This is a genomic window from Roseiflexus castenholzii DSM 13941 (assembly GCF_000017805.1).
Classification (GTDB): Bacteria; Chloroflexota; Chloroflexia; order Chloroflexales; family Roseiflexaceae; genus Roseiflexus; species Roseiflexus castenholzii.
Map to the genome: position 1 here is coordinate 5307016 of NC_009767.1, position 26430 is coordinate 5333445.

The 26430-nt window shown below is 59.7% G+C and carries 26 protein-coding genes; 15 read left to right on the plus strand and 11 right to left on the minus strand.

What is annotated here, in order from left to right; all coding sequences use genetic code 11:
• Positions 1 to 19: 19 nt before the first annotated feature.
• Complete coding sequence (locus RCAS_RS21240; protein ID WP_049768926.1) at positions 20 to 1183, minus strand: ATP-grasp domain-containing protein; 1164 nt, start codon at positions 1181 to 1183, stop codon at positions 20 to 22.
• 935 nt (positions 1184 to 2118) lie between these two features.
• A complete protein-coding gene (locus tag RCAS_RS21245; RefSeq protein ID WP_012122548.1) occupies positions 2119 to 3012 on the minus strand; it encodes a VOC family protein in 894 nt (297 codons plus the stop codon).
• Between the two features lie 223 nt (positions 3013 to 3235).
• Between RCAS_RS21245 and RCAS_RS21250 the strand changes: the two genes are divergently transcribed.
• Complete coding sequence (locus RCAS_RS21250; protein ID WP_041332229.1) at positions 3236 to 4453, plus strand: tetracycline resistance MFS efflux pump; 1218 nt, start codon at positions 3236 to 3238, stop codon at positions 4451 to 4453.
• On the opposite strand, the gene RCAS_RS21255 is transcribed toward RCAS_RS21250, so the two are convergent.
• The 6 genes from RCAS_RS21255 to RCAS_RS21280 all read right to left on the minus strand — a co-directional run bounded on the left by RCAS_RS21255 (position 4425) and on the right by RCAS_RS21280 (position 10112).
• Entirely contained in the window at positions 4425 to 4781 is a 357-nt protein-coding gene (locus tag RCAS_RS21255; RefSeq protein WP_012122550.1) for a hypothetical protein, read from the minus strand. The two genes, RCAS_RS21250 and RCAS_RS21255, sit on opposite strands and share 29 nt — an antisense overlap.
• A 14-nt stretch (positions 4782 to 4795) precedes the next feature.
• Positions 4796 to 5158, minus strand: a complete 363-nt coding sequence (locus RCAS_RS21260; protein WP_012122551.1) for an STAS domain-containing protein — start codon at positions 5156 to 5158, stop codon at positions 4796 to 4798.
• 105 nt (positions 5159 to 5263) lie between these two features.
• A complete protein-coding gene (locus RCAS_RS21265; RefSeq protein ID WP_012122552.1) occupies positions 5264 to 5707 on the minus strand; it encodes an ATP-binding protein in 444 nt (147 codons plus the stop codon).
• A 3-nt stretch (positions 5708 to 5710) separates the two neighbouring features.
• Entirely contained in the window at positions 5711 to 6175 is a 465-nt protein-coding gene (locus tag RCAS_RS21270; protein WP_012122553.1) for an ATP-binding protein, read from the minus strand.
• Positions 6176 to 6428: 253 nt separating this feature from the next.
• Complete coding sequence (locus RCAS_RS21275) at positions 6429 to 7943, minus strand: hypothetical protein (RefSeq protein WP_012122554.1); 1515 nt, start codon at positions 7941 to 7943, stop codon at positions 6429 to 6431.
• Positions 7944 to 8561: 618 nt separating this feature from the next.
• The gene (locus RCAS_RS21280; RefSeq protein ID WP_012122555.1) at positions 8562 to 10112 is read right to left on the minus strand and encodes an acyl-CoA carboxylase subunit beta; all 1551 of its coding nucleotides are present in this window, start codon (positions 10110 to 10112) and stop codon (positions 8562 to 8564) included.
• Positions 10113 to 10278: 166 nt separating this feature from the next.
• Here RCAS_RS21280 and RCAS_RS21285 point away from each other — a divergent pair, with 166 nt between their 5' ends.
• Complete coding sequence (locus RCAS_RS21285; RefSeq protein ID WP_012122556.1) at positions 10279 to 10620, plus strand: hypothetical protein; 342 nt, start codon at positions 10279 to 10281, stop codon at positions 10618 to 10620.
• Positions 10621 to 10627: 7 nt separating this feature from the next.
• On the opposite strand, the gene RCAS_RS21290 is transcribed toward RCAS_RS21285, so the two are convergent.
• Positions 10628 to 11140, minus strand: a complete 513-nt coding sequence (locus RCAS_RS21290; RefSeq protein ID WP_012122557.1) for a GNAT family N-acetyltransferase — start codon at positions 11138 to 11140, stop codon at positions 10628 to 10630.
• Positions 11141 to 11244: 104 nt separating this feature from the next.
• Between RCAS_RS21290 and trxA the strand changes: the two genes are divergently transcribed.
• Both trxA and RCAS_RS21300 read left to right on the plus strand, forming a co-directional pair.
• Complete coding sequence (gene trxA / locus RCAS_RS21295; RefSeq protein WP_012122558.1) at positions 11245 to 11574, plus strand: thioredoxin; 330 nt, start codon at positions 11245 to 11247, stop codon at positions 11572 to 11574.
• An 18-nt stretch (positions 11575 to 11592) separates the two neighbouring features.
• Positions 11593 to 11877, plus strand: a complete 285-nt coding sequence (locus tag RCAS_RS21300; RefSeq protein ID WP_012122559.1) for a metal-sensitive transcriptional regulator — start codon at positions 11593 to 11595, stop codon at positions 11875 to 11877.
• 537 nt (positions 11878 to 12414) lie between these two features.
• Here RCAS_RS21300 and RCAS_RS25415 read toward each other — a convergent pair.
• Complete coding sequence (locus RCAS_RS25415; RefSeq protein ID WP_012122560.1) at positions 12415 to 13134, minus strand: hypothetical protein; 720 nt, start codon at positions 13132 to 13134, stop codon at positions 12415 to 12417.
• Positions 13124 to 13678 carry an RNA polymerase sigma factor gene (locus RCAS_RS21310; protein ID WP_049768863.1) on the minus strand — a complete coding sequence of 185 codons (555 nt, stop codon included), beginning with the start codon at positions 13676 to 13678 and terminating at the stop codon, positions 13124 to 13126. The genes RCAS_RS25415 and RCAS_RS21310 overlap by 11 nt, the downstream gene beginning before the upstream one ends.
• A gap of 235 nt (positions 13679 to 13913) precedes the next feature.
• Here RCAS_RS21310 and dhaK point away from each other — a divergent pair, with 235 nt between their 5' ends.
• The 11 genes from dhaK to RCAS_RS21365 all read left to right on the plus strand — a co-directional run bounded on the left by dhaK (position 13914) and on the right by RCAS_RS21365 (position 26357).
• A complete protein-coding gene (gene dhaK / locus RCAS_RS21315) occupies positions 13914 to 14900 on the plus strand; it encodes a dihydroxyacetone kinase subunit DhaK (RefSeq protein ID WP_232280091.1) in 987 nt (328 codons plus the stop codon).
• Between the two features lie 83 nt (positions 14901 to 14983).
• Positions 14984 to 15646: a dihydroxyacetone kinase subunit DhaL gene (dhaL, locus tag RCAS_RS21320; protein WP_012122563.1), complete on the plus strand. Its 663-nt coding sequence runs from the start codon at positions 14984 to 14986 to the stop codon at positions 15644 to 15646.
• A gap of 17 nt (positions 15647 to 15663) precedes the next feature.
• Entirely contained in the window at positions 15664 to 17334 is a 1671-nt protein-coding gene (glpA, locus tag RCAS_RS21325; RefSeq protein ID WP_012122564.1) for an anaerobic glycerol-3-phosphate dehydrogenase subunit GlpA, read from the plus strand.
• Between the two features lie 63 nt (positions 17335 to 17397).
• Entirely contained in the window at positions 17398 to 18642 is a 1245-nt protein-coding gene (gene glpB, locus RCAS_RS21330; RefSeq protein WP_012122565.1) for a glycerol-3-phosphate dehydrogenase subunit GlpB, read from the plus strand.
• Positions 18639 to 19892: an anaerobic glycerol-3-phosphate dehydrogenase subunit C gene (locus RCAS_RS21335; RefSeq protein WP_198135968.1), complete on the plus strand. Its 1254-nt coding sequence runs from the start codon at positions 18639 to 18641 to the stop codon at positions 19890 to 19892. The genes glpB and RCAS_RS21335 overlap by 4 nt, the downstream gene beginning before the upstream one ends.
• Position 19893: 1 nt before the next feature.
• The gene (locus RCAS_RS21340; RefSeq protein WP_012122567.1) at positions 19894 to 20304 is read left to right on the plus strand and encodes a PTS-dependent dihydroxyacetone kinase phosphotransferase subunit DhaM; all 411 of its coding nucleotides are present in this window, start codon (positions 19894 to 19896) and stop codon (positions 20302 to 20304) included.
• Between the two features lie 67 nt (positions 20305 to 20371).
• The gene (locus tag RCAS_RS21345) at positions 20372 to 20635 is read left to right on the plus strand and encodes an HPr family phosphocarrier protein (protein ID WP_232280092.1); all 264 of its coding nucleotides are present in this window, start codon (positions 20372 to 20374) and stop codon (positions 20633 to 20635) included.
• Positions 20636 to 22306: a phosphoenolpyruvate--protein phosphotransferase gene (gene ptsP / locus RCAS_RS21350; RefSeq protein ID WP_012122569.1), complete on the plus strand. Its 1671-nt coding sequence runs from the start codon at positions 20636 to 20638 to the stop codon at positions 22304 to 22306.
• Positions 22303 to 24306 carry a serine/threonine-protein kinase gene (locus tag RCAS_RS21355; RefSeq protein ID WP_012122570.1) on the plus strand — a complete coding sequence of 668 codons (2004 nt, stop codon included), beginning with the start codon at positions 22303 to 22305 and terminating at the stop codon, positions 24304 to 24306. Before ptsP ends, RCAS_RS21355 begins: the two co-directional genes overlap by 4 nt.
• Positions 24307 to 24439: 133 nt before the next feature.
• Complete coding sequence (locus RCAS_RS21360) at positions 24440 to 25816, plus strand: CCA tRNA nucleotidyltransferase (RefSeq protein WP_012122571.1); 1377 nt, start codon at positions 24440 to 24442, stop codon at positions 25814 to 25816.
• 91 nt (positions 25817 to 25907) lie between these two features.
• Positions 25908 to 26357, plus strand: coding sequence for an Hsp20/alpha crystallin family protein (locus tag RCAS_RS21365; protein ID WP_012122572.1), 450 nt, complete (start codon positions 25908 to 25910; stop codon positions 26355 to 26357).
• The last annotated feature ends 73 nt before the right edge of the window (positions 26358 to 26430 follow it).

Sequence of the window (26430 nt, forward strand, 5' to 3'; positions counted from 1 at the left end):
AGAATGGCGGTTTGCGCAATCAACACACGCTCAACCGCTGAATCTCCTGCGCAATTGCAATTACTTCCGCGCGATCCGGCGATCTGATCAGATATGCATACGCACCCATCGCTCGATGAAACAGCGGATGCATCGGCTGGTGGTGGACGATGCAATCGCCGAAGCGGATCAGCACCTCTTCGTGGGTCAAAGCATAGGAACGGAACGGTTTGCGTCCAGCGTAACAGACGTGGTACAGCCGCGTCGGCGGGATGCTGACGCGATGATTGATCAACACATTCGCCCATGCATTGTACAGGTCAATGTTGCCGGCGTAGTTGAACATATCGATGCTCAGCCCGCCCGGAGGACGCATGTTGACTTCGAGCGCCACCAATCGCCCTTTAGGAGTGCGGAAGAACTCGAAGTGAAAGAATCGTTCGCGCACATTGAATATCTTGAGGATGCGCCGCCCTGCCTGTTCGAGATCGGGCGGAATGTCACGCTCGGTCAGATAGTAAATATCGTCGTCGTTGTTGACAACCTCCAGGACACCGTTGCTGTACTGCATCGACGTAAAGAAGACCGGTTCGCCATCACGGTCTGCAAGTCCATCGAAAGTCTGAATGACGCCATGCACATACTCCTCGATGAGAAACCCCTCAGGCTGGCGCGACAGGAAGGCATCGAGTTCGGCGTCGCTCGTAATCTTGTACGTGTGATTCGCGCCGACGCCAACGTCCGGCTTGGCGACGAGCGGGTAGCCGACCTCAACGGCGAAAGCGCGCACCTGCGCCGGTGAATGCGCCAGAATCCCACGCGCTACGTCCACCTGTGCGCGGGTGAAAAGGCGCTTCATTTCCGATTTCCGCTTGATGCCGGGCAGATCGGTGATTTTCGGTCCTTCGATGTTGAAATCGGTGCGCAACCGCGCTTCGGTTTCCAGCCAGTATTCGTTCAGGGAGTCGACCCGCTGGATTTTGCCATAGCGGTGCGTGAAATAGCCGAGCGCACGCAACACCTCGTCGTAATGGTGCAGATCCGATACCCGGTAGTATTCGGTCAATGCAGTGCGCAGGTCCGGGTGCAGCAGTTCATACGGTTCGTCGGCGACGCCCAGAACATTCGCGCCCAGATTGCGCAGGCGCACGCAAAACAGATACCAGTTCGGCGGGAAGTGCGGTGAGAGAAAAACGATGTTCATGGTCATACAACGGGAATGACAGGGCAGTGAACGATGTTTCGCAATGCAGGCATGATACCAGAGATTCGGGAAGACGCCCCAACAATCCCGTCCGGGCAGGTCTGAGACCTGCCCCAACAACACCCCCGTCCGGGCAGGTCTGAGACCTGCCCCAACAACACCCCCGTCCGGGCAGGTCTCAGACCTGCCCCAACAACACCCCCGTCCGGGCAGGTCTGAGACCTGCCCCAACAACACCCCCGTCCGGGCAGGTCTGAGACCTGCCCCCAACCCCCCGCACGGGCAGGTCTGAGACCTGCCCCAACAACACCCCCGTCCGGGCAGGTCTGAGACCTGCCCCCAACCCCCCGCACGGGCAGGTCTGAGACCTGCCCCAACAACACCCCCGTCCGGGCAGGTCTCAGACCTGCCCCAACAACACCCCCGTCCGGGCAGGTCTGAGACCTGCCCCCAACCCCCCGCACGGGCAGGTCTGAGACCGAACCCAACAATCCCGCATCTGATTTGGCGCTTGCCAGGTCGGGGGTGGACAGGTCCATCCAGGTAAGGGCGCCGATGGTGCGCGATGTTGTGCGCGTCGTCACGGGTTCCTCACGCTGCGCCTATGCAATCCGATGCGCGATTCACCATTGCCTGGGCATACCAAATATCCGATCATGCCAGCGGCGCCACGTGTCGATTCAAAAGCGGGTCAGGAGTATGCACGAAGTCTCACGAGAGCAAGCGAAAGTGGTTTCTGGTAATTGCTCGATGAACCGGTATCGTTCCATGCCGTGAGCGCCCTCTTGTACCAATGACGATTGACGATGCCGCATGCGTGTCATTCCGAGCGCAGCGACTTGTTATTCCGAGCGCAGCGAGGAATCGAAGCGGGTCGCGCACGACTCCTCGCGCTGATCGGGGTGACGATGCCGGATGTTCACAGGTGATTGGTATTATCCAGTGGCATATGCGCTTTGCAAAGCATCCAGGTCGAATTTCTTCATCGGCAGGAATGTCTGTGTGAGGCGCGCGATCTGTTCCGGGGTGCCGTGACGCAGCATTTTCTCCATAACCGCAGGAACAATCTGCCACGAGACGCCATATCTGTCCTTCAGCCAGCCGCACTGTTCGGCTTCTGGCGCCGCTGACAGGCATTCCCAATAGTGGTCGATTTCTTTCTGGGTTTCGCAGTTGACCATGAAAGAAATGGCTCCGTTGAAGCCAAATTCGTGCGGAAATGCGCTTTCGCTCATGATAAAAGATTGATGTTCCAGCACGAAATCGGCGAGCAGGATCATTCCTTCCCGATCCGGCGCCTGATCCGGTCCATAGCGACGAATCTCACCAATCTTCGAGGCGTTGAACACCGACGTGTAGAAATGCAACGCCTCTTCTGCTTTGCCGTAGTTGTCGCCAATAAACAGCAAAGCGGGAATGATCGTCAGCGAAGCTGACGAATGTTCAGATAGCGTCAGTTGCCACGAAATGCCGAATCTGTCCTGCACCCATCCGTAGCGGGCGCTGAACGGGTAGGATTCAAGCGGCATCAGGGTTTCCCCGCCATCCGAAAGCCGACTCCACAATGTATCGACCTGTGCGGAAGTGGGGAGATAAACAATGAATGAAATGGACGGATTGGGAGTAAAGAAGGGTCCTGCGCTGATCGCTTGGAACGCATAACCTGCCAGTTCGAACGAAACGACATCGCAATCGCCCGATGGCGTGTCGCGGAGTGTCGTGGCGTTGATCAAGTGCGAGCCGGGAAAGGACGAGACGTAGAATGTCGCTGCTTCGACGGCTTCTTTGTCGAACCAGAGATGGGGAACGATTTTTTGTGACGTAGACACAATGAGAGTACTCCTTCCTGAGCCAGACCGTTCGGTCCAAGAACCTGATCGAAAGTTTTTTCAAGGAGGCTGGAGAGAGAGCGTGGGTCTGGAGTTCGACCCGTATTGGTGGGGGCAAGTTGGTCTCCTTTTTGGCTGATTCACATTTTAGAACATTTATTCGCATTCGTCAAGAGCCGGTTTTTCCACTATGATTCTCTGCCAGGATACCGACAAACATCTCATGAAACGCAACGCGCTTGCCATTCTTTTTCTTGCGGTCTTCGTCGATCTGGTCGGCTACGGCATGATCGTGCCGCTGTTGCCGTTCTATGTGCAGCGCGTCGCTCCCGGCGCCACACTGGTCGGCATACTGAGCGGGTTCTATGCTATGGCGCAGTTTCTCGTCGGTCCAATGCTGGGGAGTCTGTCGGATCGGTTTGGTCGCCGCCCGGTGCTGATTGCTTGCCTGAGTGGCACGTCGCTCGCGTACCTGCTCCTGGCGATTGCCGACAGTCTGCCGCTGTTGGTACTGGCGCTGTTCATCGATGGGGTCACCGGCGGCAATCTCAGCATCGCCCAGGCGTCGATCGCCGACAGCACCACGCCGGATCGCCGTGCACGCGGTCTGGGTCTGATCGGAGCGGCATTTGGATTGGGACTGATGGTTGGTCCTGTGATAGGCGGGGTGCTGAGCCTGACCAACCTGAGCGCCCCGGCGCTGGTCGCTTCGATGCTGGCGTTTGCGAACACCCTGTTTGCGCTTGCCGCGCTCCCCGAATCGCTACCGCCGGAACGCCGCCGATTAATCCCTCTCGATAGCGCGAAGCCATCGCACTGGAGCATGGTGCTGCGCGTTGCAAACCCACTGGCGAACCTGATTGTCCTGCTGCGAATTGTGACGATCCGTCGCGTGTTGATGGTCGTAGTGTTGCTGAACCTCGCATTCTCAGGGCTGTACAGTAACTTCCCGCTCTTTACCGCCGCGCGCTTTGGCTGGGGTATGTTCGAGAATGCGCTATTCTTTGCGTTTGTGGGTATCTGCGCAGTGACCACACAGGGATTGCTGCTCGGTCGCATGCAGCGCTGGCTGGGAGACGCGCGACTGGCGCGTGTTGGAATGATCGTGATGGTATGCGCCCTGCTCGCAACCGGTCTGGCGTCAGCGGCATGGATGCTCTATCCATCAGTGGGATTGATCGCGTTTGGCAGCGGTCTGGCAATCCCGGCACTCACGAGCCTGCTCTCGCTCCAGGTATCGCCCGCCGACCAGGGGCGCCTGATGGGAGGAACGGCAGCACTGCTCAACCTGACGATGATCGCCGGTCCAGTGGTGGCGGGGATCAGTTTTGATCGGGCGGGAACGGCGGCGCCATATCTCATCGGAGCGTTGCTGGGAAGTGCGGCGTTGTTGATATTCGCCTCGCCAACGATCATTCCTCGTCAGGAGGCAACGTCGTGACGCGGCGTCCGGGCAACAGTCGAGGTGTCTGTTCGGGCAGGCGCTTTCTGGCGCGACGACGCATCAGATCACTCGTTGCGCGTTCACGGCGCGTTGCGCGCCGCCCACGCTCGACCATCGCGCGCCAGGCATCCTCTTCGGTGACCGGCGCCGCCAATTCCTCATCGCTGTAACGGTGCGCCTGACGTTCGTTCAACGCGGCGATCCGCTCCTCGAAACGCTCCTCTTCCGGCGTGGTTGCTGTCAGAGCAGCCCAATAGCGCCACAACAGATATGCTGCGAACAACAGAACAGCCGCGAAAAGAACGAACAAAAGAAAACCATCCATTGTCGTCCGGTGATTCAGGCCATTGCGGCGGTCAGACCACGAATCGCCTCATCTTCGTCCTGATAAATGTCGATATACTGCGCCAGACCAACCATGCGAAAGATTTTCTGAAAGTGTTGCGACAACCCGCTGACTGCCAGCCGCTGATTATTGCGATTGACTTCGGTGACAACACCGATCAAGATGGCGATGCCGGCACTGTTGATGTAATCGTTCTGACGAAAATTGAGCAGAATGTTTCGTGCGCCTTTGCGCGAAACTTCATTGTAGGCGCCGGTAATCTTCTCTTCGGCAAAGGTGGTCACATCGCCGACCAGATCGATAATCGCCACCCCTTCACGCTCGCGAATATGTACACGCAGCTCATCATCCTGCATGACCATGCTCCTCATACCACATCGACACCGTGCGGCGCCCGTTGCAGCGGCGCCCGTTGCACGAGCGCTGCCCAACAATCCATGACCGGACGCTTATCGCATCCGTCATGCCATCGAACGAGTGTGCATATGCATATACAGCACATTGCCGCCATCTGGCGACGTTTCGAAGCCATACGTATCGACCAGTTGCGCAATCAGGTACAACCCCATACCGCGCAGCGGCGCCTCACCATGCACCTTGCATGCAATACAGGGCGCTACATGACCGGTATAGCATCTCAATCCGTGATCCAGCACTCTGACAGTCAGGCCGTCGTTTTCCCAGACACACGTGACACCGACGCGCATCCCCGCCGTCTGTGCATTGCCATGTTCAATCGCGTTGAGGCATGCTTCGCTGACGGCGGTCTTCAAATCTTCGACTCGCTCGCTGCTCAAACCAATACGACGCGCAAATGAAGCCACTGCCTCACGAACGACTCGTTCATACCCAAACTCGCTGGGGATCGACAACTCGAGTGAGAGAGGAGAAGATACGTTGGACATATGTTACGGTTGCTTTTCGAGATGAATGACCATCCGCACCTGATTGCCGCCGGTTGGCGCTGTGGTAAACTCCACCTCGTCCATCAATTCACGTATCAACCAGATGCCCCAACCGCCTTTATCGGCACGGGCAAACGAGTCTTCGATCCGAGGCGCCGGCGCCAGATGTGATTGATCAATCGATTTCATCCCCTGATCGGCAACACTGACGACAAGTTCAGATGGTCGTACTGTCAGAATGATCAGCACGCGCATGCCATCGTCGTGGGCATTGCCATGTTCGATGGCATTGGTCACCGCTTCAGCGAGCGCCGTGCGCAGCGCATCGATGCGATCCGCGCTGAACCCCATGCGCCGTGCAATTGATGCGGCAGCGTCCATTGCGACTTTTTCGTAACCAAGACGACTGGGCAAATGCAACTCAACGACTCGCTCCACCGGATCGGCATCGTAACTCACGTGCGCCATAGTTCTCCGCCCCATGGATGCCACACTTTGCTGCGCAACGGATCAAACCTGCTTTCCATCTTAGCACGACTCCATAACCAGAAGCAAGAGGGAATCTAATGAAGGTCCACCATGCATCGTCAGCACCGTGGTTGTCACCGCAGCGACCGTCATGCGCATACCACGCCCGTCGTTGCGGCGACTACAAACATTAGACCGCCTGCCCCTAAAGAAGCCGGTTTTCGTGCCGCCTCATCGAGCATTGTCGTCCACCTCACGGCGAGACATTCGATGCTTCTTGAGCGATGCTATCATCCTGGGTCGTGTACACTTCAGCGATACGGGCAGCACAGTTCAGGACCTGATCAGGATCCGGCATCGTGATCCTGGAGCGCCTCGAGGTAATTTGCTGGCATATATGCTCAAAGGAGTTGTATGCAAACCGCTTGCGTGTCAGATTCGAGTCGTCTGACGATCCTGACCGATACATGTCCTTGAGCCACGTATCAGAAATCGTCTTCCTGACTTCCGTCATCAATTCTGCGCATTCACTCTCGGATAAGAGATAATCGCTCGCCAACTCCTCAATAGCGGATTGGAGGAGATGGATCATCTTGCTAGCGTCATCTTCGATCAATCGATCAAGAACCTTGTTTGCACCACTGGCTCCAGCAAAGCCTCCCAGCACTCCTCCACATATTCCGCCCACAACCCCGCCTATTGCTGTGCCAACACCTGGAATGACGCTTCCGATTGTGGCGCCCGCCGCTGCTCCTGCGAACCATCCACCGGAACCGGCAACGATGCTCGCTCCATTGACAGCAATGTTTTTAGCGACCTGAGACCACGACATATCACGCCTGATGGCGGCACGGTACATATCCGGCGCCGTCAACGCAACTAAACTGATCGTGGACGTGATAGCATTCGTGCGAAGCAATTTCGCAACGTGATTGACGGCTGCCGCCCCATAGACGGGTTTTCCACGCGATGCCGAGGCAATGCGGTGAACAAAGGTTCTGCCGAGGTCTGTCGAGGCAACTTTGTTCACTCCGCTGCGCCATGCGACTGTACCTGCGGCAGCCATACGAGTGCGCAACACCTGAGCAGAAATGACACCGCTGACAAGCGTTCTACTCCCTGCGATGATGCCGTTTTGAAGCGAACTCTGGATTGCTTCCTCTGGTTTATCTCCATGCCATATTCGACACGCGAAGTCAATCGTAAATGAAATCCCAAAAACGTAAGTCGACGTAATCGACTGCGTCTGGACATCAAACAGGAGCGAGTCAACATTACCGGCTCGCGCAATGTTGCGAGCCTGTTTGTATGTGACATATCCTTTTCTTACGATATCCTTCGCTTCATTGGGATCATTGACTCCCGGAACCTTTCCCTCAGCGATTTTCCTCTGAAAAAGTTCAACACATTCGTCGTACTGATCGGCAGGAACCTCCAAAACCTGTCCCTGATACCGATACAAACCCGTCGTATGATCGAATGCAGCATTAATAGTCGCGTCAGATGTCTGAAAATATTTGGTTTGAATTGGGGTTCCATCAACGATACGATCTGGACCATTGATTTTATTGGCGTTTCCCGTTATCTCAACATTTCTCAACCGCAGCGCATCGCCATACGCGTTGGCATCTTCAGCCGCAAATCCATGACCGCCTTTGGTATGATACTTGCTGATCTGTAATCTTTCCAGCGCTCTAGCAATCTCTGCTGAAGCAAGCCCCATTACAACTTTGCCGGTGCGATCCGAAAATGACTGGTTATCTTGCATCAACGCCTCCGATGGTTCATTTCAACGTCTTGTGAAAATATCGGTCTGAACTGTTGCAGGACCACGTGCGATATTACATTAAGAGCGAACAACCAGATGTTGCACAATAATGGCCCGTGTCGCCCGTCTTGCGACGGACGTTGGCAGCGACAGGCTCAGGCAACGTCAGTCGCTCTCCGTTCTCGATGGTCCAGGTTTTGGTTGCTCACTCTATAATACCAATGACCGGTGACCATGCGGCATGGTCACCCCGAGCCGCGCGAGGGGTCGTGCGCGACCCGCGCAGATTCCTCGCTGCGTTTACCCTGAGCGAAGCGAAGGGCTCGGAATGACCCGTCGCTGCGTTTACCCTGAGCGAAGCGAAGGGCTCGGAATGACACGCATGCGGCATCTTCAATCGTCATTGGTATATATAAGAGATACCGCGAGCATAACCAATACGATACTGTCCAAACGCAGGCAATCGGCAAAGCGCTCAGCCATGTGCAGCGATTCCGGACAGGCTTCCCTGGCGAAGTCTTCTATCGCATGCCGTTTCGGGTATGAGAAAGCCCCCTCTCTTTTTGTGAGGGGGCAGGAGAGATGGCGCACCCGACCCAAAACACCGCAGTATCAGATTTACAGCGGTATATTCCCATGCTTGCGCGGCGGCAGGGTCTGACGTTTCCCGCGCGCCAGGCGCAATGCGCGGATCAGAACCGGTCGCGTCTCGCGCGGCTCGATCACATCGTCGAGGTATCCGCGTTCAGCCGCGATATAGGGGTTGGCGAATCGGTTCTGGTAATCCTCGACCAGTTCCGCCAGGCGCGTTACCGGATCGGCTGCCTGCGCGAGTTCGCGGCGGAAGATGATCTTGACGGCGGCATCGGCGCCCATCACGGCAATTTCGGCAGTGGGCCAGGCAACATTGAAATCCGCGCGAATGTGCTTGCTCGCCATCACGTCGTAGGCGCCACCATAGGCTTTGCGCGTAATGACCGTGAGCTTCGGCACGGTCGCTTCACAGTAGGCATACAGCAGTTTGGCGCCATGCCGGATAATGCCGCCATATTCCTGTTGAGTTCCAGGAAGAAAGCCGGGCACATCAACAAATGTAATCAGCGGAATATTGAAGGCGTCGCAGAAGCGCACAAACCGCGCCGCCTTGACCGATGAGTCGATGTCGAGCGTGCCCGCCAGGTGCGCCGGTTGATTGGCGACCACCCCGACTGCGTGCCCGTCGAGGCGCGCAAACCCGATAATGATGTTCCGCGCCCAGAACGGCTGCACTTCGAGAAAACTGCCTTCGTCCACAACCGCCTCGATGACCTGAAGCATATCGTAGGGTTTGCGCGGATTATCGGGAATGATCGTTTGCAGACTCTCGTCCATACGATCAGGGTCATCATCAGTAGGAACGAATGGCGGGTCTTCCAGATTGTTTGACGGCAGGAACGAAAGCAGCGCCCGCACCTGATCGAAGGCTTCTTCTTCGCTGTCGGCGGCAAAATGCGCCACACCGCTGCGCGAGTTGTGCGTCATCGCCCCGCCCAACTCCTCAAAGCCGACATCCTCGCCGGTGACGGTTTTGATCACGTCGGGACCAGTGATAAACATTTGCGAACTTCCCTTGACCATGAGGATGAAGTCGGTCATCGCAGGTGAATAGACCGCACCACCGGCGCATGGTCCGGCAATCACCGACAGTTGAGGAACCACGCCCGACGCCATCACATTGCGGTAGAAAATCTCGGCGTACCCGCCAAGACTGACGACCCCTTCCTGGATGCGCGCGCCGCCGGAGTCGTTCAAGCCGATACATGGCACACCCATCCGCAACGACAGGTCCATGACTTTGCAGATCTTCTCGGCGAACACCTCGCCAAGCGATCCGCCAAACACGGTAAAATCCTGGGAGAAGAGGCAAACATGGCGACCGTCGATGGCGCCATACCCGGTAATTACGCCGTCGCCAAGCGGCTTGTGCCGATCCATGCCAAACGCAGTGGTGCGATGAACGGCAAAGGCGTCGAGTTCAACGAAGGAACCCGGATCGAGCAATTTTTCAATACGTTCGCGGGCAGTCATCTTGCCGCGCGCGTGCTGCTTCTCTGCCGCCTGCGGATCCGTCGTGCGTGCGCGCTCACGCCGCCGGCGCAAATCCTCAATGCGCTCACGTGTTGTTTTCATAGCGTCCCTGTCCTCGTAGACGGTGGATCAAGAGCAGATTATACAGGCGAGAGATACAAGAGGGGTTAGGGATGGTACGATCATAACCGCAGAAACACGGACCGGGATATGGACGTCTGATATACAGAAGAGCAAGGAGATACGCTGTGATTTATGGAGACGAACGATGATCGATCAGCAACCAACGGCGCAAACGTGGAAACGCGGCGCTGCGGTCTGGGGACTCTGGCTGTTGGTATTGGGACTGGCAGCCATCGTTATCTACGCCATCTGGTTGCGCGCCTTCTTCGAGATCTACTATGTATGGCTGAGTCTGGGTGATGCGACGCGACTGGTCTACGAACTGACGATGATCATCCTGACCATCGGCGTGGTGACGTGGATAGCGATCGGTGAGCCGTATCTGGCGGCCGGCGCTCGCGCGAATCGGCTGATGCGCCGTTTCTGGTATGTTGCCATACCGCTGCTGACAGCCGGCGCAATAGGATTGATCATTCCAATGATATAACGCCGCGCTATAACAATCGGTAATAGATAACGGCTGTGTGCAGCGAGCCATCGGCGCTGCGGGCATACTTCGGGATGCGCCCGACGAAGGTGTATCCGCATGCCTGGTAGAGCAATTCGGCGGGGTCGCCCTCGCGCGTGTCGAGGATCAGCAACGACCGTCCTTCGCGGCGCGCCTCTTCCTCAACCGCCGCCAACAACGCCCGGGCCACGCCCCGCCGCCGCGCTGAGCGGAGCACCATGAGTTTCTTCATTTGCGCGCGGTGCTGCTCACCTGGTTTCTGCGCCAGTTCAAGTTGGACGGCGCCAATAATCGTGTCGCCTTCCCGCGCAATCAGCAGGACGCGCAGCCGTTCGGTGACATCATCGCAGATGGCATCCCAGTAGCGTTGCGCCGTCGCTTTATCGAGCGGCGGCAGAAAACCAAGCGATGCGCCGCTGTTCACGGCATCCTGCAATAGCGCCACCAGACCGGGGCGCGCAGCATGAAACGTTGCGGCATTCAGACGTTCGATGACCATCCCGACCTCCTTGACTTCAAGGTACAGGCAGATTATACTGTAACGGCATACCCCTGGGAGGTATGAAGACGTCAGCTCTATAACAAAGGGAGTGTACATCTATTATGGCAAAGCCTGTTACCGTGACGGATGACGATTTCGAGCAGCAGGTCCTGCAATCTGACATTCCGGTCGTCGTGGATTTCTGGGCGCCGTGGTGCGGTCCCTGCCGCGTTATTGCGCCAATCCTCGAAGAACTGGCAAAGGAATACGATGGTAAGGTTAAGGTCGCTAAGGTCAATACCGACGACCATCAGCGTTGGATGAGCAAGTTCGGCATCATGGCTATTCCGACGATGATTTTCTTCAAGAATGGCAAGGAGATCAACCGGATCGTCGGCGCCGGTCCCAAGCGTATGTTGAAGGAAGCATTCGACGCGGCGGTTGCCGAATAATCGCACAGGGAGGGAGTGATGTCCGCACCGCGGCCCGCGCGCCCGATCAGCGATGAACTGCGCCACGATGTGCTGGTGCGGCTGCGGCGAATCGAAGGTCAGGTGCGCGGCATTCAACGGATGATCGAGAATTGTCGTGACTGCCGGGAGATTGTGACGCAACTCGCCGCTGTCAAGGCGGCGATTGGCAGTCTGAGTACGCTCCTGGCGGAAACCTATGCGCGTGATTGCCTCTGCTCTGGTGAGACTGTCGACTCTGAGGAGGTGGCGCGCCTCCTCGATGTCCTCAAATCGGCACGCTGATCATGGCATCGCCAGAACATTCGCGCCACACTCAGCGGTGGAGGCGACGGTCGTCGTCCCGCTCACCGCTACCAATTACGATTGAAGATGCCGCATGCTTGTCATTCCGCGCGCAGCGAGGAATCGAAGCAGGTCGCGCACGACCCCTCGCGCGGCTCGGGGTGACCATGCCGCATGGTCACCGGTCATTGGTAGCGTCACCGGCGCTCACTCCGCTGACCGTCAATGTCCCGCCAAATGCGCCGTCGGCAGCGGCAGTGAGAACCCCGAGCAGCATCCTTCCCTCTCTCATTGTGAACCGGCGACCGGCTTCAGCCTGCACGGCGCCGTATCACGCCAGCAGTTGGCCGGTCTGGCAGGGGCAAGCGGCGGCCGCTGCATGCCAATAACCCTATTGATCTCACCCGCCTGCCCTCGCTCCACCAGCGCGGCAGGCGCGGGTACACTGCCGGCAACGCATTCCGGCGATGCGCAGGCATCCAGGGACGCTCCAACCCCTCACCCGCACTACCGACATCCAGCGCAGGTGCCTCAGCCTTAATCGTCATCGTCATCGTCGTCATTATTGTCATTATTGTCATTGTCGGGCGAAGGTGGCGCAGCCGGCGGCGGTGCAGGCGGCGCAGCGGTCGGTGGAAGCGCTGGCGGCAACACCGGCGTGCGCACCGGCGGCGGTTCCAGGGTGCGCACCGGCGGCGGTTGAAACGTTGCTGTCGGCGTGCCGATGGTTGATGTGACCGTTGGCTGTGAGGTCGGCGATGCCTCCCTGATCGGTATTGGCGAGGTCGATAGAGCGGGTGATGCCATCGGGGGAAATGTTGGCGACGCGGTAGGCAGGATCGGCGCAGTGGCAGTGACAGGATCAGGCGAGCGTGGCGGCACGGGGGGCGGCGTGCCACGCATACCGCCAGACAGGGTGTTCAGGATCAGAAATGCGCCGATCAGGAGCGCAAGCGCTGCAAGCGCTGCAACCAGGAACAGGGCTGCGGGATAGAGATGAGTGGCAGGCGAGGGCGCTGACAATGATGACGCTGCGCGGCGCAGTTCGTCGGCGCGCGCGAGAACCGATTGCTCGATTGCCATAAGATTGGGCGGCGGCGCCGGCAGTGTGCGCAACGATGCGGCAGCGCGCAACATCGGCTCGAGTTCGCCGCGCATGGTCGGATAGTCGTGCAGACATACCTCAACCGATTCGCCGCGCTCGATGCGATCCAGACAGACATCCAGCGCATGCAAGAGTTTCTCGTCATCGTCCATTGCCAACCTCCGCCTCTGCTGCGCCCAACATGCGCCCGAGGGCGCGCAACCCTCGCAATTGCAGTTGTTTGACCGAACCTTCAGAGCGCTGCAATTGCTGCGCCGCTTCAGCAATCGACAGCCCTGCCACAAATCGCAACAGCAGCACCTGTTGCTGCTCTTCAGTAAGCGCCTGCAATGCCCGTCGCAGCGCCTGGTGCAGATCCTCGCGCTCGAAGATTTCCGCCGGATTGCCGGACGACGCCTCGGCGCGAGCCAGCGTCAAATCATCCGAAGCGGAACGATTGCGCGTCACGGCGTTGATCGCCAGGTTGTGGGCAATACGGTAGAGCCAGGCGCGAAACGGCGCGCCGGTCACTTTGTAGTCGCCAATACGTTCGAGCATGCGCGCATATGTTTCGGCGACGATATCTTCCGCCAGGTGTGGATCGGCGACAATTGCCGTAACGTAACGATGCAACGCCGCACCATAGCGTTCTACAATCCAACTGACAGCCTGTGGGTCAAACCGTTTTAACCGGTCGACCAATTCAGTATCGTCCATACACCCCATGCATCGTCTTGCGCTTATCTGCATTCATAACCCATAGACACGGTAAAAGTTACGTTCATTTCTAAAAATAGCGCAAAAATGATACATGATTACCGGGTATGCGGATCATGGCTTCTGGTATAATGGTGCCCGTACACGATTCACACATCATGGTGCAATGCCGCACACAACTGATGCCAGACAACGCAGTCACCCGGGCGAGGCCAGGAGGGCGCAGCGAGTGAAGATGCTCATCAATTCAGCCGATACGATCATATCGGACGCGCTGGAAGGTTTTGCACAGGCGTATCCGGGCATGGCGCGCGTGATACGCAACCCGGATTATGTCATCAGAGCCGATGCGCCGCTCCAGAACCAGGTTGCTATCATTTCCGGCGGTGGCAGCGGGCATGAGCCGATGCACATCGGATACGTCGGTCGGGGAATGCTGACAGCCGCCTGTCCCGGTGCGATTTTCACCTCGCCAACTCCCGATCAGATTCTGGCGGCGACGCATGCTGCGGCAGGCGATGCGGGAGTGCTGTACATTATCAAAAACTATGCTGGCGATCGGATGAATTTCGAGATCGCTATCGAGACTCTTTTGCACGAAGGTGTGCCGACGGCAACGGTCGTTGTGGCAGACGATGTTGCCAACCCGGCGCAGGACCTTCGGCGCGGCACCGGCGCCACGATCATCGTCGAGAAGATCGCCGGCGCGGCTGCGGAAATGGGCGCCTCGCTCACGGAGTGCGCACAGGTTGCGCGCCGCGCGCTCCGCGAAAGCCGTTCGATAGGGGTCGCGCTTTCTGCCTGCACCATACCTGCGTTGAATCGACCATCCTTTCATCTTGGCGACGACGAGATCGAGATTGGCATCGGCATTCATGGCGAAGCGGGTCGGCAACGAACTGCGCTCGCGCCGGTTTCACAGATTGTCGATCTGTTGTGCAGCGCGCTTGCCGATGATCTCGGTCTGCATACCGGGGATCGCACGCTGGCGCTTGTCAATGGACTCGGCGCGACAACGCAGATCGAGTTGTATGTCGCCTTTTGCGAAGTTGCGCAATGGTGTGCAGCGCGCGGCATTGCTATCGAACGCAGTCTGGTGGGCAACTATATGACATCGCTCGATATGGCGGGATGCACCATCACACTGATGCGACTGGACGATGAGCTGCTTCAGTTGTGGGATGCTCCGGTATGCACACCCGCTCTGCGCTGGGGCAAGTGAGGCGGATACACTGATGCCATTGGACGGTCATGCTGATGTCCAATCTATCATGATGAGGAGATGCTTGTCTGGAGGCTTCCCGGATGCAGATCACCGTCGACCATGTCATCCGCTTTCTTGAGCGCGCTGCCGCGCTTATCCGCGACCACGCGGCTGAATTGACAGAACTTGATACCGTGATCGGCGATGCAGACCACGGGACGAATCTGAATCGCGGCTTCTCCGCAGTCGTCGTCAAACTCGATGCGCTACAGGACGGTGATATCGGCACGATCCTGGACGTTACCGGGAAAACGCTGCTCGCAACCGTCGGCGGTGCGGCCGGTCCGCTCTATGGAACGGCATTTCGGCGCGCCGGCGCATTGCTGGCGGGGCGCTACACGATTGACGGCGCCGATATTGCTGCTGCGCTCGAAGTGGCGCTCAAAGGGATCGTCGAACGTGGGCGCGTCCAGCGTGGCGAAAAGACCATGCTCGATGCGATTGCGCCAGGAGTCGACACATTTCGCACCGCTATCGTGCAAGGCCAATCGCTCGAAGAAGCGGCACGCTGTGCGCTCGTCGCCGTTGAGGAAGGGATGCGCGCCACGATACCGATGCAGGCGACCAAAGGGCGCGCCGCATTTCTCGGACCGCGCAGCATCGGGCATCAGGACCCTGGCGCAACATCGGCGTACTATATTGCCTGTGCGATGGTTGGTCTCGATGCCGACCCGCCATCTCATCAGACAACCGAGATGCACTGACCTGGAAAGGACCGGATATGCGCACCCTTACAACTGATGTTCTGGTGATCGGCGGCGGTGCTACCGGCGCCGGCGCGCTGCGGGACCTTTCACTGCGCGGCATCCGATCCGCGCTGGTCGAAAAGGGTGATCTGACGCACGGCACCACCGGGCGATACCACGGGTTACTGCACTCTGGCGGTCGTTATGTGGTGAAAGACCCGCAATCAGCGGAGGAGTGCGCGCGCGAAAATGAAATCTTGCGCAAGATTATGCCGCACTGTATCGAGGAAACGGGCGGATTGTTCGTCGTGACTCCGGCAGACGACGAGTCGTATGCCGAACGGTTCATTGCCGCCTGCCGTCGCACCGGTGTGTGGGTCGAGGAAATACCGGTGCGTGAGGCGCTACGCCGCGAACCGCTGCTCAATCCACGCATTCAGCGGGCGTTTGCCGTGCGCGATGGCGCCGCCGACTCGTTCCTTGCCACGCACGCCAATGCCGATGATGCGCGACGCCACGGCGCACAGGTGATGACCTACCATCGTGTGACCAGGTTGGAGCGTGTTGGTGATCGGATCGTCGGCGCGTTGTGCGAAGATCTGCGAAGCGGCGAAACGGTGCGCATCCACGCCGGTTTCATCATTAACGCAACCGGTGCATGGGCGGGGAAGATCGCGGCGATGGCCGGGTTGCGCATCAACGTTGTGCCCGGCAAGGGAACCATGATCGCAATGAACCACCGGATTGTCAACACGGTCGTCAACCGCTGCAAGATGCCGTCCGACGGCGATATTATCGTGCCCATCCATACGGTCGCAGTGCTTGGCACTACCGACATCCCTGTGCCTGATCCCGATGTGTACGACATCACCCCGGAAGAGGTCCGGCTCATCCTCGAAGAGGGCGAGTGCCTGATTCCCGGCGTCAGCCGCATGCGCGCGCTGCGAGCATGGGCAGGGGTGCGACCATTGTACAAAGATCAGGACGCGGGAAACGATCGCGATATTCCTCGCACCTATAAGTTGCTCGACCACGAAACACGCGATGGTGTCTCCGGCATGGTCAGCATTGTCGGCGGTAAGTGGACGACGTATCGATTGATGGCGGAGCACACTGTGAACCTGGTCGCGCAACGTCTCGGCGTCACCACACCATGCCGGACGGCAGATCTAACGATTGAACCGTCGCACGATGGCGCCGCCGCTGCACCGCGCGCTCCGGCACGCTCACAGTTTGCCATTCTGGCGTCGCCGTTCTATATGCTGGGACACAGGCTGGCAGAGGTCGAGGCGGACGATAGCTACGGCGATCTCATCTGCGAATGTGAACTGGTGACGCGCGCCCACCTTGAAGCGGCGATCCGCAGTGATGGAACCGCCAATCTCGACGATCTGCGCCGCGATACGCGCCTGGGGATGGGTCCGTGTCAGGGTGGATTCTGTACCTATCGCGCCGCTGCGATCTGGCACGAACTGCGCGATGGGGCAACACATACGGTTGGCGCGCCGCCGGCAACGGCGTTGCTCCGACATTTCCTTCAGGAACGCTGGAAGGGAGTCACGCCGACGTTGTGGGGGGATCAGTTGCGCCAGGAACGCCTCGACGAACTGAACTATCTCGAAACGCTTGCCGTTGATCGCTTGCCGGAAGCCACCCTCGACGCCATCGAGCAGCCACGAGATGTTGTGATCGAGGAGGTTGTGTGAGGGGGCGAAGAGGTAATAGTCAGACGTGGCAGAACCGTTGATCTACGGATAAGGACGATTGCCATGCGCACAACGATCGTGATCGGCGCAGGGTTGAGTGGATTGATGGGCGCGCTGGCGCTGGCAGAAGCCGGACTGCGGCCGCTGGTGCTGGCGAAGGGGCAGGGAGCGACCCACTGGACCGCTGGCACGGTTGATATCTGGGGCGGCGATGAACGTTCGCCGCGCGAGGCGCTTCAGGAGATCGGCGCATTACACCCGCATCACCCATACGCGCTCATCGGCGCGCACGCCGTGGAGGAAGCCATTGTGCGCTTTCGCGCACTGACCGAGGCGGCGCGGTATCCGTATGTCGGCGGGCTGGATCGGAATATTTTGTTGCCGACGTCGGCAGGTGCGCTGCGGCCGGCTGCGCTCCTGCCGGTGACGATGGCGGCCGGCGATGTGCGACTCGGCGGGACAATGCTGATTGCCGGGTTCCGTGAATTGCGCGATTTTTATCCGCCGTTCATCGCCGCCAACCTGGCTGCGCAGGGAATGGCAGCGCGCGGCGTCTACCTGACCATTCCACCTGCCTTCCGCAGACGTGAATACAACCCGGTGACATTTGCGCGTCTGTTCGATAATCCGGCGTTTTGCAGCGATATTGGCAGGCAATTGCGCGCACAACGCGGCGATGCAACCCGGATCGGGCTGCCGGCGGTGCTCGGGTTGCGCGATCCGACAGGGGTTGTCGCCCATTTGCAGGACGAGAGCGGCGCGCAAATCTTCGAGATTCCGACATTGCCGCCGTCCGTTCCGGGTATGCGACTGTTTGCCCTCTTTCAGAATGCCATCGAACAGGCAGGCGGTCGCGTGCAGATTGGATCGGAAGTGATCTGCGGCGATGGACGGGATCGTCTGTTGACGACCGTGTGGAGCGAGGCGGCGGCGCGCCGGCAGGAACATCGCGTCGAGCGCGCGCTGCTGGCAACCGGCGGAGTTGCGGGTGGCGGCATTCGGACTGACCATATGGGAATGGTGCGCGAAACGGCGCTCGATTTGCCGGTGCGTGCGCCGGCGAACCGCGCCGCCTGGTTTGCGCCGCGTTTCCTCGATCCGCAGGGACACGCCATCTACACGGCCGGCGTCGCAACCGATGCGCACCTTCGACCGATCGGGACCGATGGCGCCGTTGTGTATGACAATGTGACAGTCGCCGGCGCACTACTGGCTGGAACCGACACCGTCCGTGAACGCAGTCGGAGTGGCGTTTCCCTCGCCACTGGATGGGCAGCCGGACGCATACTGGCAGAATGGATGGCATGATGATCATTCCAGAGGATCACATCGAACAATCGCTTGAAGCGTCGCTCGACCATTGCATCAAGTGCAACATTTGCACGGCGGCGTGTCCGGTCAGTGCCGTTACCGATTTGTTTCCCGGACCCAAATATGTCGGTCCGCAGGCGCAGCGTTTCCGGCACGCGCGTCAACCGTCGCCCGATGAGTCGGTAGATTACTGTTCAGGATGTCGCGTGTGCAATGAGGTCTGCCCGACCGGCGTGCGGATCGCCGAACTGAATGCGCGGGCGCGGGCGCGTCTGGTGGCAGAGCGCGGCATCCCGCTGCGCAATCGCCTGATCAGTCGCTCTGGTCTGGTCGGTCGTTTGGGGGCGGGACCGCACGCGCCGATCGCCAATGCGCTGCTCGGTTCCAAACCGCTGCGCATGGTCATCGAGCGCACACTGGGCATTGCGCGGGAGGCGCCATTGCCGGCGTTCAGCCGGTACACCTTTCGGTCGTGGTTCCGGCGCCGACGCGCGCCGCAGATCGACGCCGGAACACCGAAACGCCAGGTGGTCTACTTCCATGGATGCTCGGCAAACTACTATGAGCCGTGGATCGGCAAAGCAGTCGTCGCGGTGCTCGAACACAACGGTTTCGAGGTGCTGCTTCCTCGCCAGCGCTGCTGCGGTCTGCCGCTGCTCTCGAATGGCGACTTTGCGGCTGCACGTCGCGCGCACGAAGAGAACGTCGCGTTCCTGGCGCCGTATGCGCTGCGCACCATCCCAATTGTTGGCGCCAGCACCAGTTGTACACTGACGCTCAAAGAAGAAGCGCCGGAATTGCTCGGCATGCAGAGCGATACGGTGCGCGCAGTTGCACAGCAGACATATGACATCTTTGAGTTTCTGCGTCTGCTCCACATGCGCGGCGAGTTGCGCACCGACTTTCGCCCGATTGAGCGCACGCTGCCGTACCATCCGCCATGCCAGTTGCGCGCGCATCGCATCGGTCGCCCCGCGCTCGACGTGCTGGAACTCGTCCCCGGACTGCGCCTGATCGAAACGCACGCCGGTTGCTGCGGCATCGCCGGAACATATGGATTGAAAGTCGAGAAGTATCGGATCAGCATGGATGTCGGGGCGCCATTGTTCGAGACCGTGCGACGCTCCGGCGCCGATATGGCGCTGTGTGATTCAGAGACATGCCGCTGGCAGATCAGCCATGGCGCTGGCGTGGTTGCGCGCCATCCGATTGAGATTCTTGCCGAAGCATACGGACTTGTGACGTGATATGGTTGGCATTTTGATCGTTGCGCACAGTGAACGGCTCGCAAGTGGCGTCAAGGAGTTTGCCGAGCAGGCGACCCATGGTCAGGTTCCGATTGTCGCAGTCGGCGGAGCGGTCGATGGGTCTCTCGGTATCAGCCCGGAAGCGATTCGGGAGGGTCTGCGCCGCATCGCCGGCAACGACGGCGTTCTCGTTCTGGTCGATTTTACCAGTGCTGCGTTGAGTGTCGAAGCCGTCCTGGAAGATGAGGCGTCCATGCGTGTCGTCATCAGCAATGCGCCGCTTGTCGAAGGCGCATATCTCGCCGCCGTCGAGGCGTCGGTCGGCGCAACGCTGGAGGAAGCAGCAGCCGCAGCATTACGCGGACGTGACCTGATCAAAGTGCAACCGGATCGTCGCATGCGCTATCAGTAAGGCAATGCCTGTCTCTGGAGAGACAGAGGGGTAAGCACACATCCTCATAACGGTCATGGAAGAGCGAGTGGTCAGGATTCGGCATCCCCTTGGGCTGCATGCGCGTCCGGCAGCAGATTTTTACCGCAAGACGCGCGAGTTTCGCAGCCGAATTACGGTACGAAATATCAGCCGGAGATTTTCGGTCGAGCTGCCGGTCAGCCCGTTGAATTTGCTGCAACTTGGCGCAGCGCAGGGGCATCAGGTATTGATCCGCGCCGAGGGTGAAGATGAGCGTGAAGCCGTGACGGCGCTGGCCAGATTGCTCGACCAACTCGCAGCCGAGGAATAAATGGCCATCTATCTTCGAGGCGCTGGGAGTTCACCGGGAGTGGCGCTTGGGCGTGCGGTGCGCTACCTCCCCGATAGCCACGCCTGGCATGCGGTTGATGCCGACATCGATGCCGCAATGGCGCGTTTCACAGCAGCTCAGGCAATGGCTGCCACGCAAATGCGCACGCTGGCAGAGTTGTTGCGTGAAGAAGGACGCATCGAAGAGGCGCGCATTTTTGACACCCATGCGCTCCTGGTTGAAGATGAAATCCTGACGCAGGACGTAGAACGGCGTATGCGCGCGGGGCGCATCAGTCTGGAGCAGGCGCTGATCGCCGCCATCGATTCGCTGCGCGACGCCGTCGATGCCATCGACGACCCCTATCTACGCGAACGTTCCAGCGACATCGACAGCGTGCGGCGCGCTATTCTGACGGCGCTGCACGGCGAAACCCGCCGCATTCGCGATCTGCCGATCGGCGCCATTCTGGTGGCGAATGACCTGACGCCAGCGGAAGCGGTCAGCCTGCGCGATGGACGGATCGCCGGATTCGCAACTGCCGAGGGTGGACCGACCAGCCATACGACGATCCTGGCGCGCGCCTTTGGCATCCCGGCGGTTGTCGGGTTGGGCGCAGCAACGCTGGCGGTTCCCGATGGCGCGCCACTGGTGCTCGACGGATACACGGGACTGCTGATCGTCGATCCTGACGCCTTTGAATGGTCCTCCTACGAACGTCGCGCGTCCGCGCTGGTAACGGCGCCGGTTCGGCGACAACCGTCACGCGATCAACCGGGGCGCCTGGCAAGCGGCGAGCCGGTGACCATCTGGGCAAATATCAACCATCCGCTCGAGGCGCGTATCGCCCTCGAACAGGGAGCAGAAGGCATCGGACTGTTTCGCACCGAGTTTCTCTTCCTGGGGCGTAGCACTCCGCCCGACGAGAACGAACAGTACGAGGCATATCGCGCCGTAGTCGAGATGATGGAAGGGCGCCCGGTCATTATCCGCACCCTGGACATCGGCGGCGATAAGCGAGTGGAGTACCTCGACCTGCCGCACGAACCCAATCCCTCACTCGGTATCCGTGGGCTGCGCCTGGCAATGCGTCGGCCCGATCTCTTCCAGACACAGATTCGCGCTATGCTTCGCGCTGCAACGCACGGCGATCTGCGTATCCTGTTGCCGATGGTCGCCATACCGGACGAAGTGACATGGGCACGTGAACAGATCCACAGCGCCGCCGAGTCGCTGGCACGTCAGGGCATTCCTCACCGTGCTGACGTGCCTGTTGGCGTCATGATCGAAACGCCAGCCGCAGCAATCACTGCCGATCTGCTGGCGCGCGAGGCGGCGTTCTTCAGCATTGGCACCAACGACCTGGCGCAGTACGCGCTTGCTGCCGACCGCACGAGCGCCGATGTGTCTGCCCGATACTCCCAGACATCCGCTGCTATCCTGCGCCTGATTGCGCAGACCGTCGGCTCTGCCATTCGCGCTCGTTTGCCGGTGTGTGTCTGCGGCGAGAGCGCCGGTGCGCCGGATGTGGCGCCGCTCCTGATCGGGTTGGGCGTGTCACAATTGAGCATGAACCCGGCGAGCATTTCCATTGTCAAAGAGCGTCTGAGCGAGACGATGATGACGCAGGCGCAGGCGGCGGCGCACGCAGTGTTGAACATTTACATATGAGCAACCTTCCTGAATGGATCGGTCATTATCACCTGGAGCGTCAGATCGGCAAAGGCGGCATGAGCCTTGTGTGGCTGGCGCGTCACCGCACGCTTCGCGCTCGTCAGGTGGCGATCAAGGTGCTCCTTTCACAGGAATCCGAGTGGGTCGAGCGCTTCACCCGCGAAGCGGAGATCACAAGTCAACTCCGCCACGCGCACATTGTGCCGATCTATGATCACGGCTATCAGGCGCCGTTCTACTACACGGTGATGGAGTATGTCGAGGGCGGATCACTGCGCGATCTGCTCAGTAAGCGTGGACGGTTGCCGCTCGACCTGGCACTGCACATCTTTCGTTGCGCTGCGGCTGCCCTCGACTATGCCCACGCGCACGGGGTCATCCATCGTGATATTTCGACCGGAAATATTCTGGTGGATCAGGATGGCGCGCGCGTGTTCCTTGCCGACTTCGGCATTGCCCGCGAGTCGGGCAAAACGTCGCTGACGACGGTCCACAAAGTGATGGGAACGCGGGGGTTCTTTTCACCGGAGCACATTGCCTCGGCAACCGCCGTGACTCATCTTTCCGATCTGTACAGCCTCGGAGTTGTGCTGTTCGTCATGCTCACCGGCGCCCTGCCCTGGTCCTACATCCCAGGACCCGGCGAGGATGGCGGACCATTCGTGCCACTGATGTCGCTGCGCGACCGCGGGGTGACCGGCTTGCCAACCGAACTCGACACTGTCATCCATGCCATGCTGGCGCCAGACCCGTCTAAACGGTATCCCAGCGCTCAGGCAGCGGTCGAGGCGCTGGAACAGGTGTTACGTCGTCATACCAGTACAACGCAGGTGATGGCCGGCGCACCCGCCAGCGCGCCACCGGTTCCGGCAGCACCGCCGGAAGAGCCACATCCGGTCGAACAGACGCTGGCGCCTGATCTGATTAAGGCGCCAATCCAGGAAGCGCTGAAGCGCGCGCGCGAACTCAATGACCCGCGCGAAATTGCCCGCTTGCTGAATGCCTGGAGCAATGCGCGACCATGGCTGCGCCGTCCGTCTTTGGGGCGCATGGCGGCGATCAGGCAGATCGGGCATCGCAACGTTTACTGGTATACCCTGCGCGTGCTGTATGAGACGCGCGAACCGGCGCAGACGGCGGAAGAACCGGATCACCAGATGACGAACCACAAACTGGAACGCGAACCCGGTCGCTGGGAGGTGCCGCTTCCGGCGCCAAAAGGGTTCGAGAACGATCCCGGCGGCGTGGTGCGCATTCCCGGTTCAACGCGCGTTGTGCTCTGTGATGATTGTAAAGGTATTGGGCGGACGATCTGTCCCCGCTGCAACGGCAATCGGCGCATTCCGGCGCCAGCCGACCCCACGCCGCCCGTCGTGACGACAAGTGCGTCGGTGTCCGCTGAATCGGCGACGTCCGCCCCGGCACAGGCTGCGGCAGCGCCACGGTTGATCCCGTGCCCTGATTGCCAGGGAAGCGGCGGATTACACTGCAAACGCTGCGATGGGACCAGCCGCCTGGTCGTTCACAAAACCTTGCGCTGGCATCGCCGGGCGGAAAGGATGACTGCCCGCGATGATCTACCGCGTATCGATGAAGATTGGTTGGAAAAACGCTGCAAGAAACATACTATCTATCGTGAGCAGGAGAACGGAGGGTTTCGTCCTGAATGGCGCCTTGTGCCGAACATTCAGGCAATGATTCAGGAGGCGGAAGCATGCCTGAATCCCGATACGCGTATTCTGTTCAGCGAAGTGACTGTGCGCTTTATTCCCATCACCGAGATCGTGTTCGATCTCGATGAATGGAAACCGGCAAAAGCCACCGGACAGAAAGGTCAGTCGCGCGAACCGGTGCTCTACCGCTGGTATATCTATGGCTTTGAAAACATCTTGCCTGATGACCGGCGTTTTTTGAACCGGGATCGGATTATTGCACTGGGGGCGACCGGCGTGAGCGTTGCGGCAATCATTGCGCTGATTTTGCTACTGGTGCTGTGATATTATGATCGCCCGCCCGGCGGCGATGCGAAGGGTGGGCGGTTGTCACACCCTGAACGAAGAAGCCGAAGCCCGGAGCCATGCCCTCAGCCCCGCGCAGGGGCTGCGAAGAGTCTCTCCTTCATAGAGGCCTATGTCGCTATTGCAGCATCCGCTTCTCGAAACGCTGGCGCCGCTCTTCGATGCGCTTGCGCGGGCCGGCGGACGTCCGCTGCTCGTCGGTGGAGCGGTGCGCGATCTGCTGCTTGGGTTGCCGCCAACAGACATCGATGTGGAAGTCTATGGCATTGATGGACAGCACCTCGCTGCTGCACTTGCGCCGTTTGGCCGGGTCGATGCCGTTGGGCGCTCGTTCGGCGTGCTGAAATTGCGGCTCGATGGGTACAACGTGGATGTGGCGCTGCCGGCGCGTTATCGTCCGGCTGCCGCCGGGGAGCCTGGCGCGTTAGCCGAGTATGATCCGTCTCTGACGCCGCGCGAGGCGCTGGCGCGCCGTGATTTTACGATCAATGCGCTGGCGCTGACGCCATCCGGCGATCTCGTCGATTATTTTGGCGGTCGCGCCGACCTCGAAGCGCGGCGGCTGTGCCACACATCCGAAGCGTTCGGCGACGATCCGCTACGTGTGTTGCGCGCGATGCAGTTTGCGGCACGCTTCAACATGCGCCTGGCGCCAGACACGGCTGCGCTCTGTCGCACCCTGCTTCCCGCATCCGCCGGTCTTCCGCTCGACCGTATCTGGCGTGAATGGCACAAATGGGCAACTCTTGGCGCCCATCCGTCTGCCGGACTGCGCGCCCTCGACGAATCGGGATGGCTGGCGCTCTACCCTGAACTTGCCGCATTACAGGGATGCCCGCAACATCCGCACTTTCATCCCGAAGGGGATGTGTGGCTGCATACACTCTACGTCTGCGACGCAGCAGTGCGTATTGCCGAACGCGATGCGCTGGATGCGCGCGACCGCGCGGTGCTGATCTTTGCGGCGCTGTGTCACGACCTGGGCAAGCCTCCTACAACCATAGTCGAGGAAGACGGCATTCCGCGCAGTCCTGGTCACGCAACCGCAGGTGTACCGTTGACCCGGGCGTTTCTTGCGCGTATCGGATCACCGCACTGGCTCGAACCTCTGGTGACGCCGCTAGTGCGTGAGCACCTGGCGCATCTCCATACTCCGCCGACACCGCGTGTGGTGCGTCGCCTGGCACATCGTCTCACGCCGGCAACCCTGGTGCAGTGGGAACGATTGGTCGAAGCCGACGCCTCCGGGCGGCCACCACTCCCGCCAGAGCGACCGGCGGCAGCACATCTGGCGCTTGCCGAGGCGGAGGGCGCAGCCAAAAACCGCCCCGCGCCACTGGTGCGCGGGCGTGACCTGATCGCCGCGGGGGTCGAGCCAGGTCCGCGCCTGGGAGCGCTGCTGCGGCGCGCCTACGAAGCGCAACTCGATGGCGCTTTCCGCACCGTGGAGGAGGGAATAGCGTGGGTGTTGCACACGAACGAGCATTGACCCAACGCTAACGTTTCTCTGACACACTTCTAACACAAACGCGCTAATATACATAACGAAACACATGGAAGTCACAAGGAGGTGAGGACCAATGACTACTGCGTTGACCCGTTTCGAGCCATTCGCTGAGGCACTGCGACTGTCGGATGCCGTCGAGCAACTGCTGAACGAAAGCTGGGTGATGCCACGCAGCCTCTTCGGCGGTTGGGCTGGAACGTCGCGCATTCCATTGGACCTCTACGAAACCGATGAGGCGTACATGGTAACGGCGCTCATGCCGGGCGTTCCAAGCGACAAAGTGGACATCCAGCTCGAACAGAACATGCTCACCATCCGTGGTGAGGTGCATGTCGAGCAGCCGAAGGATGCGCACTATCTCATCCAGGAGCGCACCAGCGGCAAGATCGAGCGCTGCATCCGCCTGCCGGCAACGGTGGACGCTGAGAAAATCTCGGCGGAACTCAAGGATGGGGTGCTGACGATCCGGCTGCCGAAAGTCGAGCATGCCCGACCGCATCGCATCACCATCCAGACGGCATGATTGTCGGCTGCCGACGCACGCCTGTCCACAGCCCTGACGCGCGGGATATGTGAAGGACCTGCGAGCCGGGACA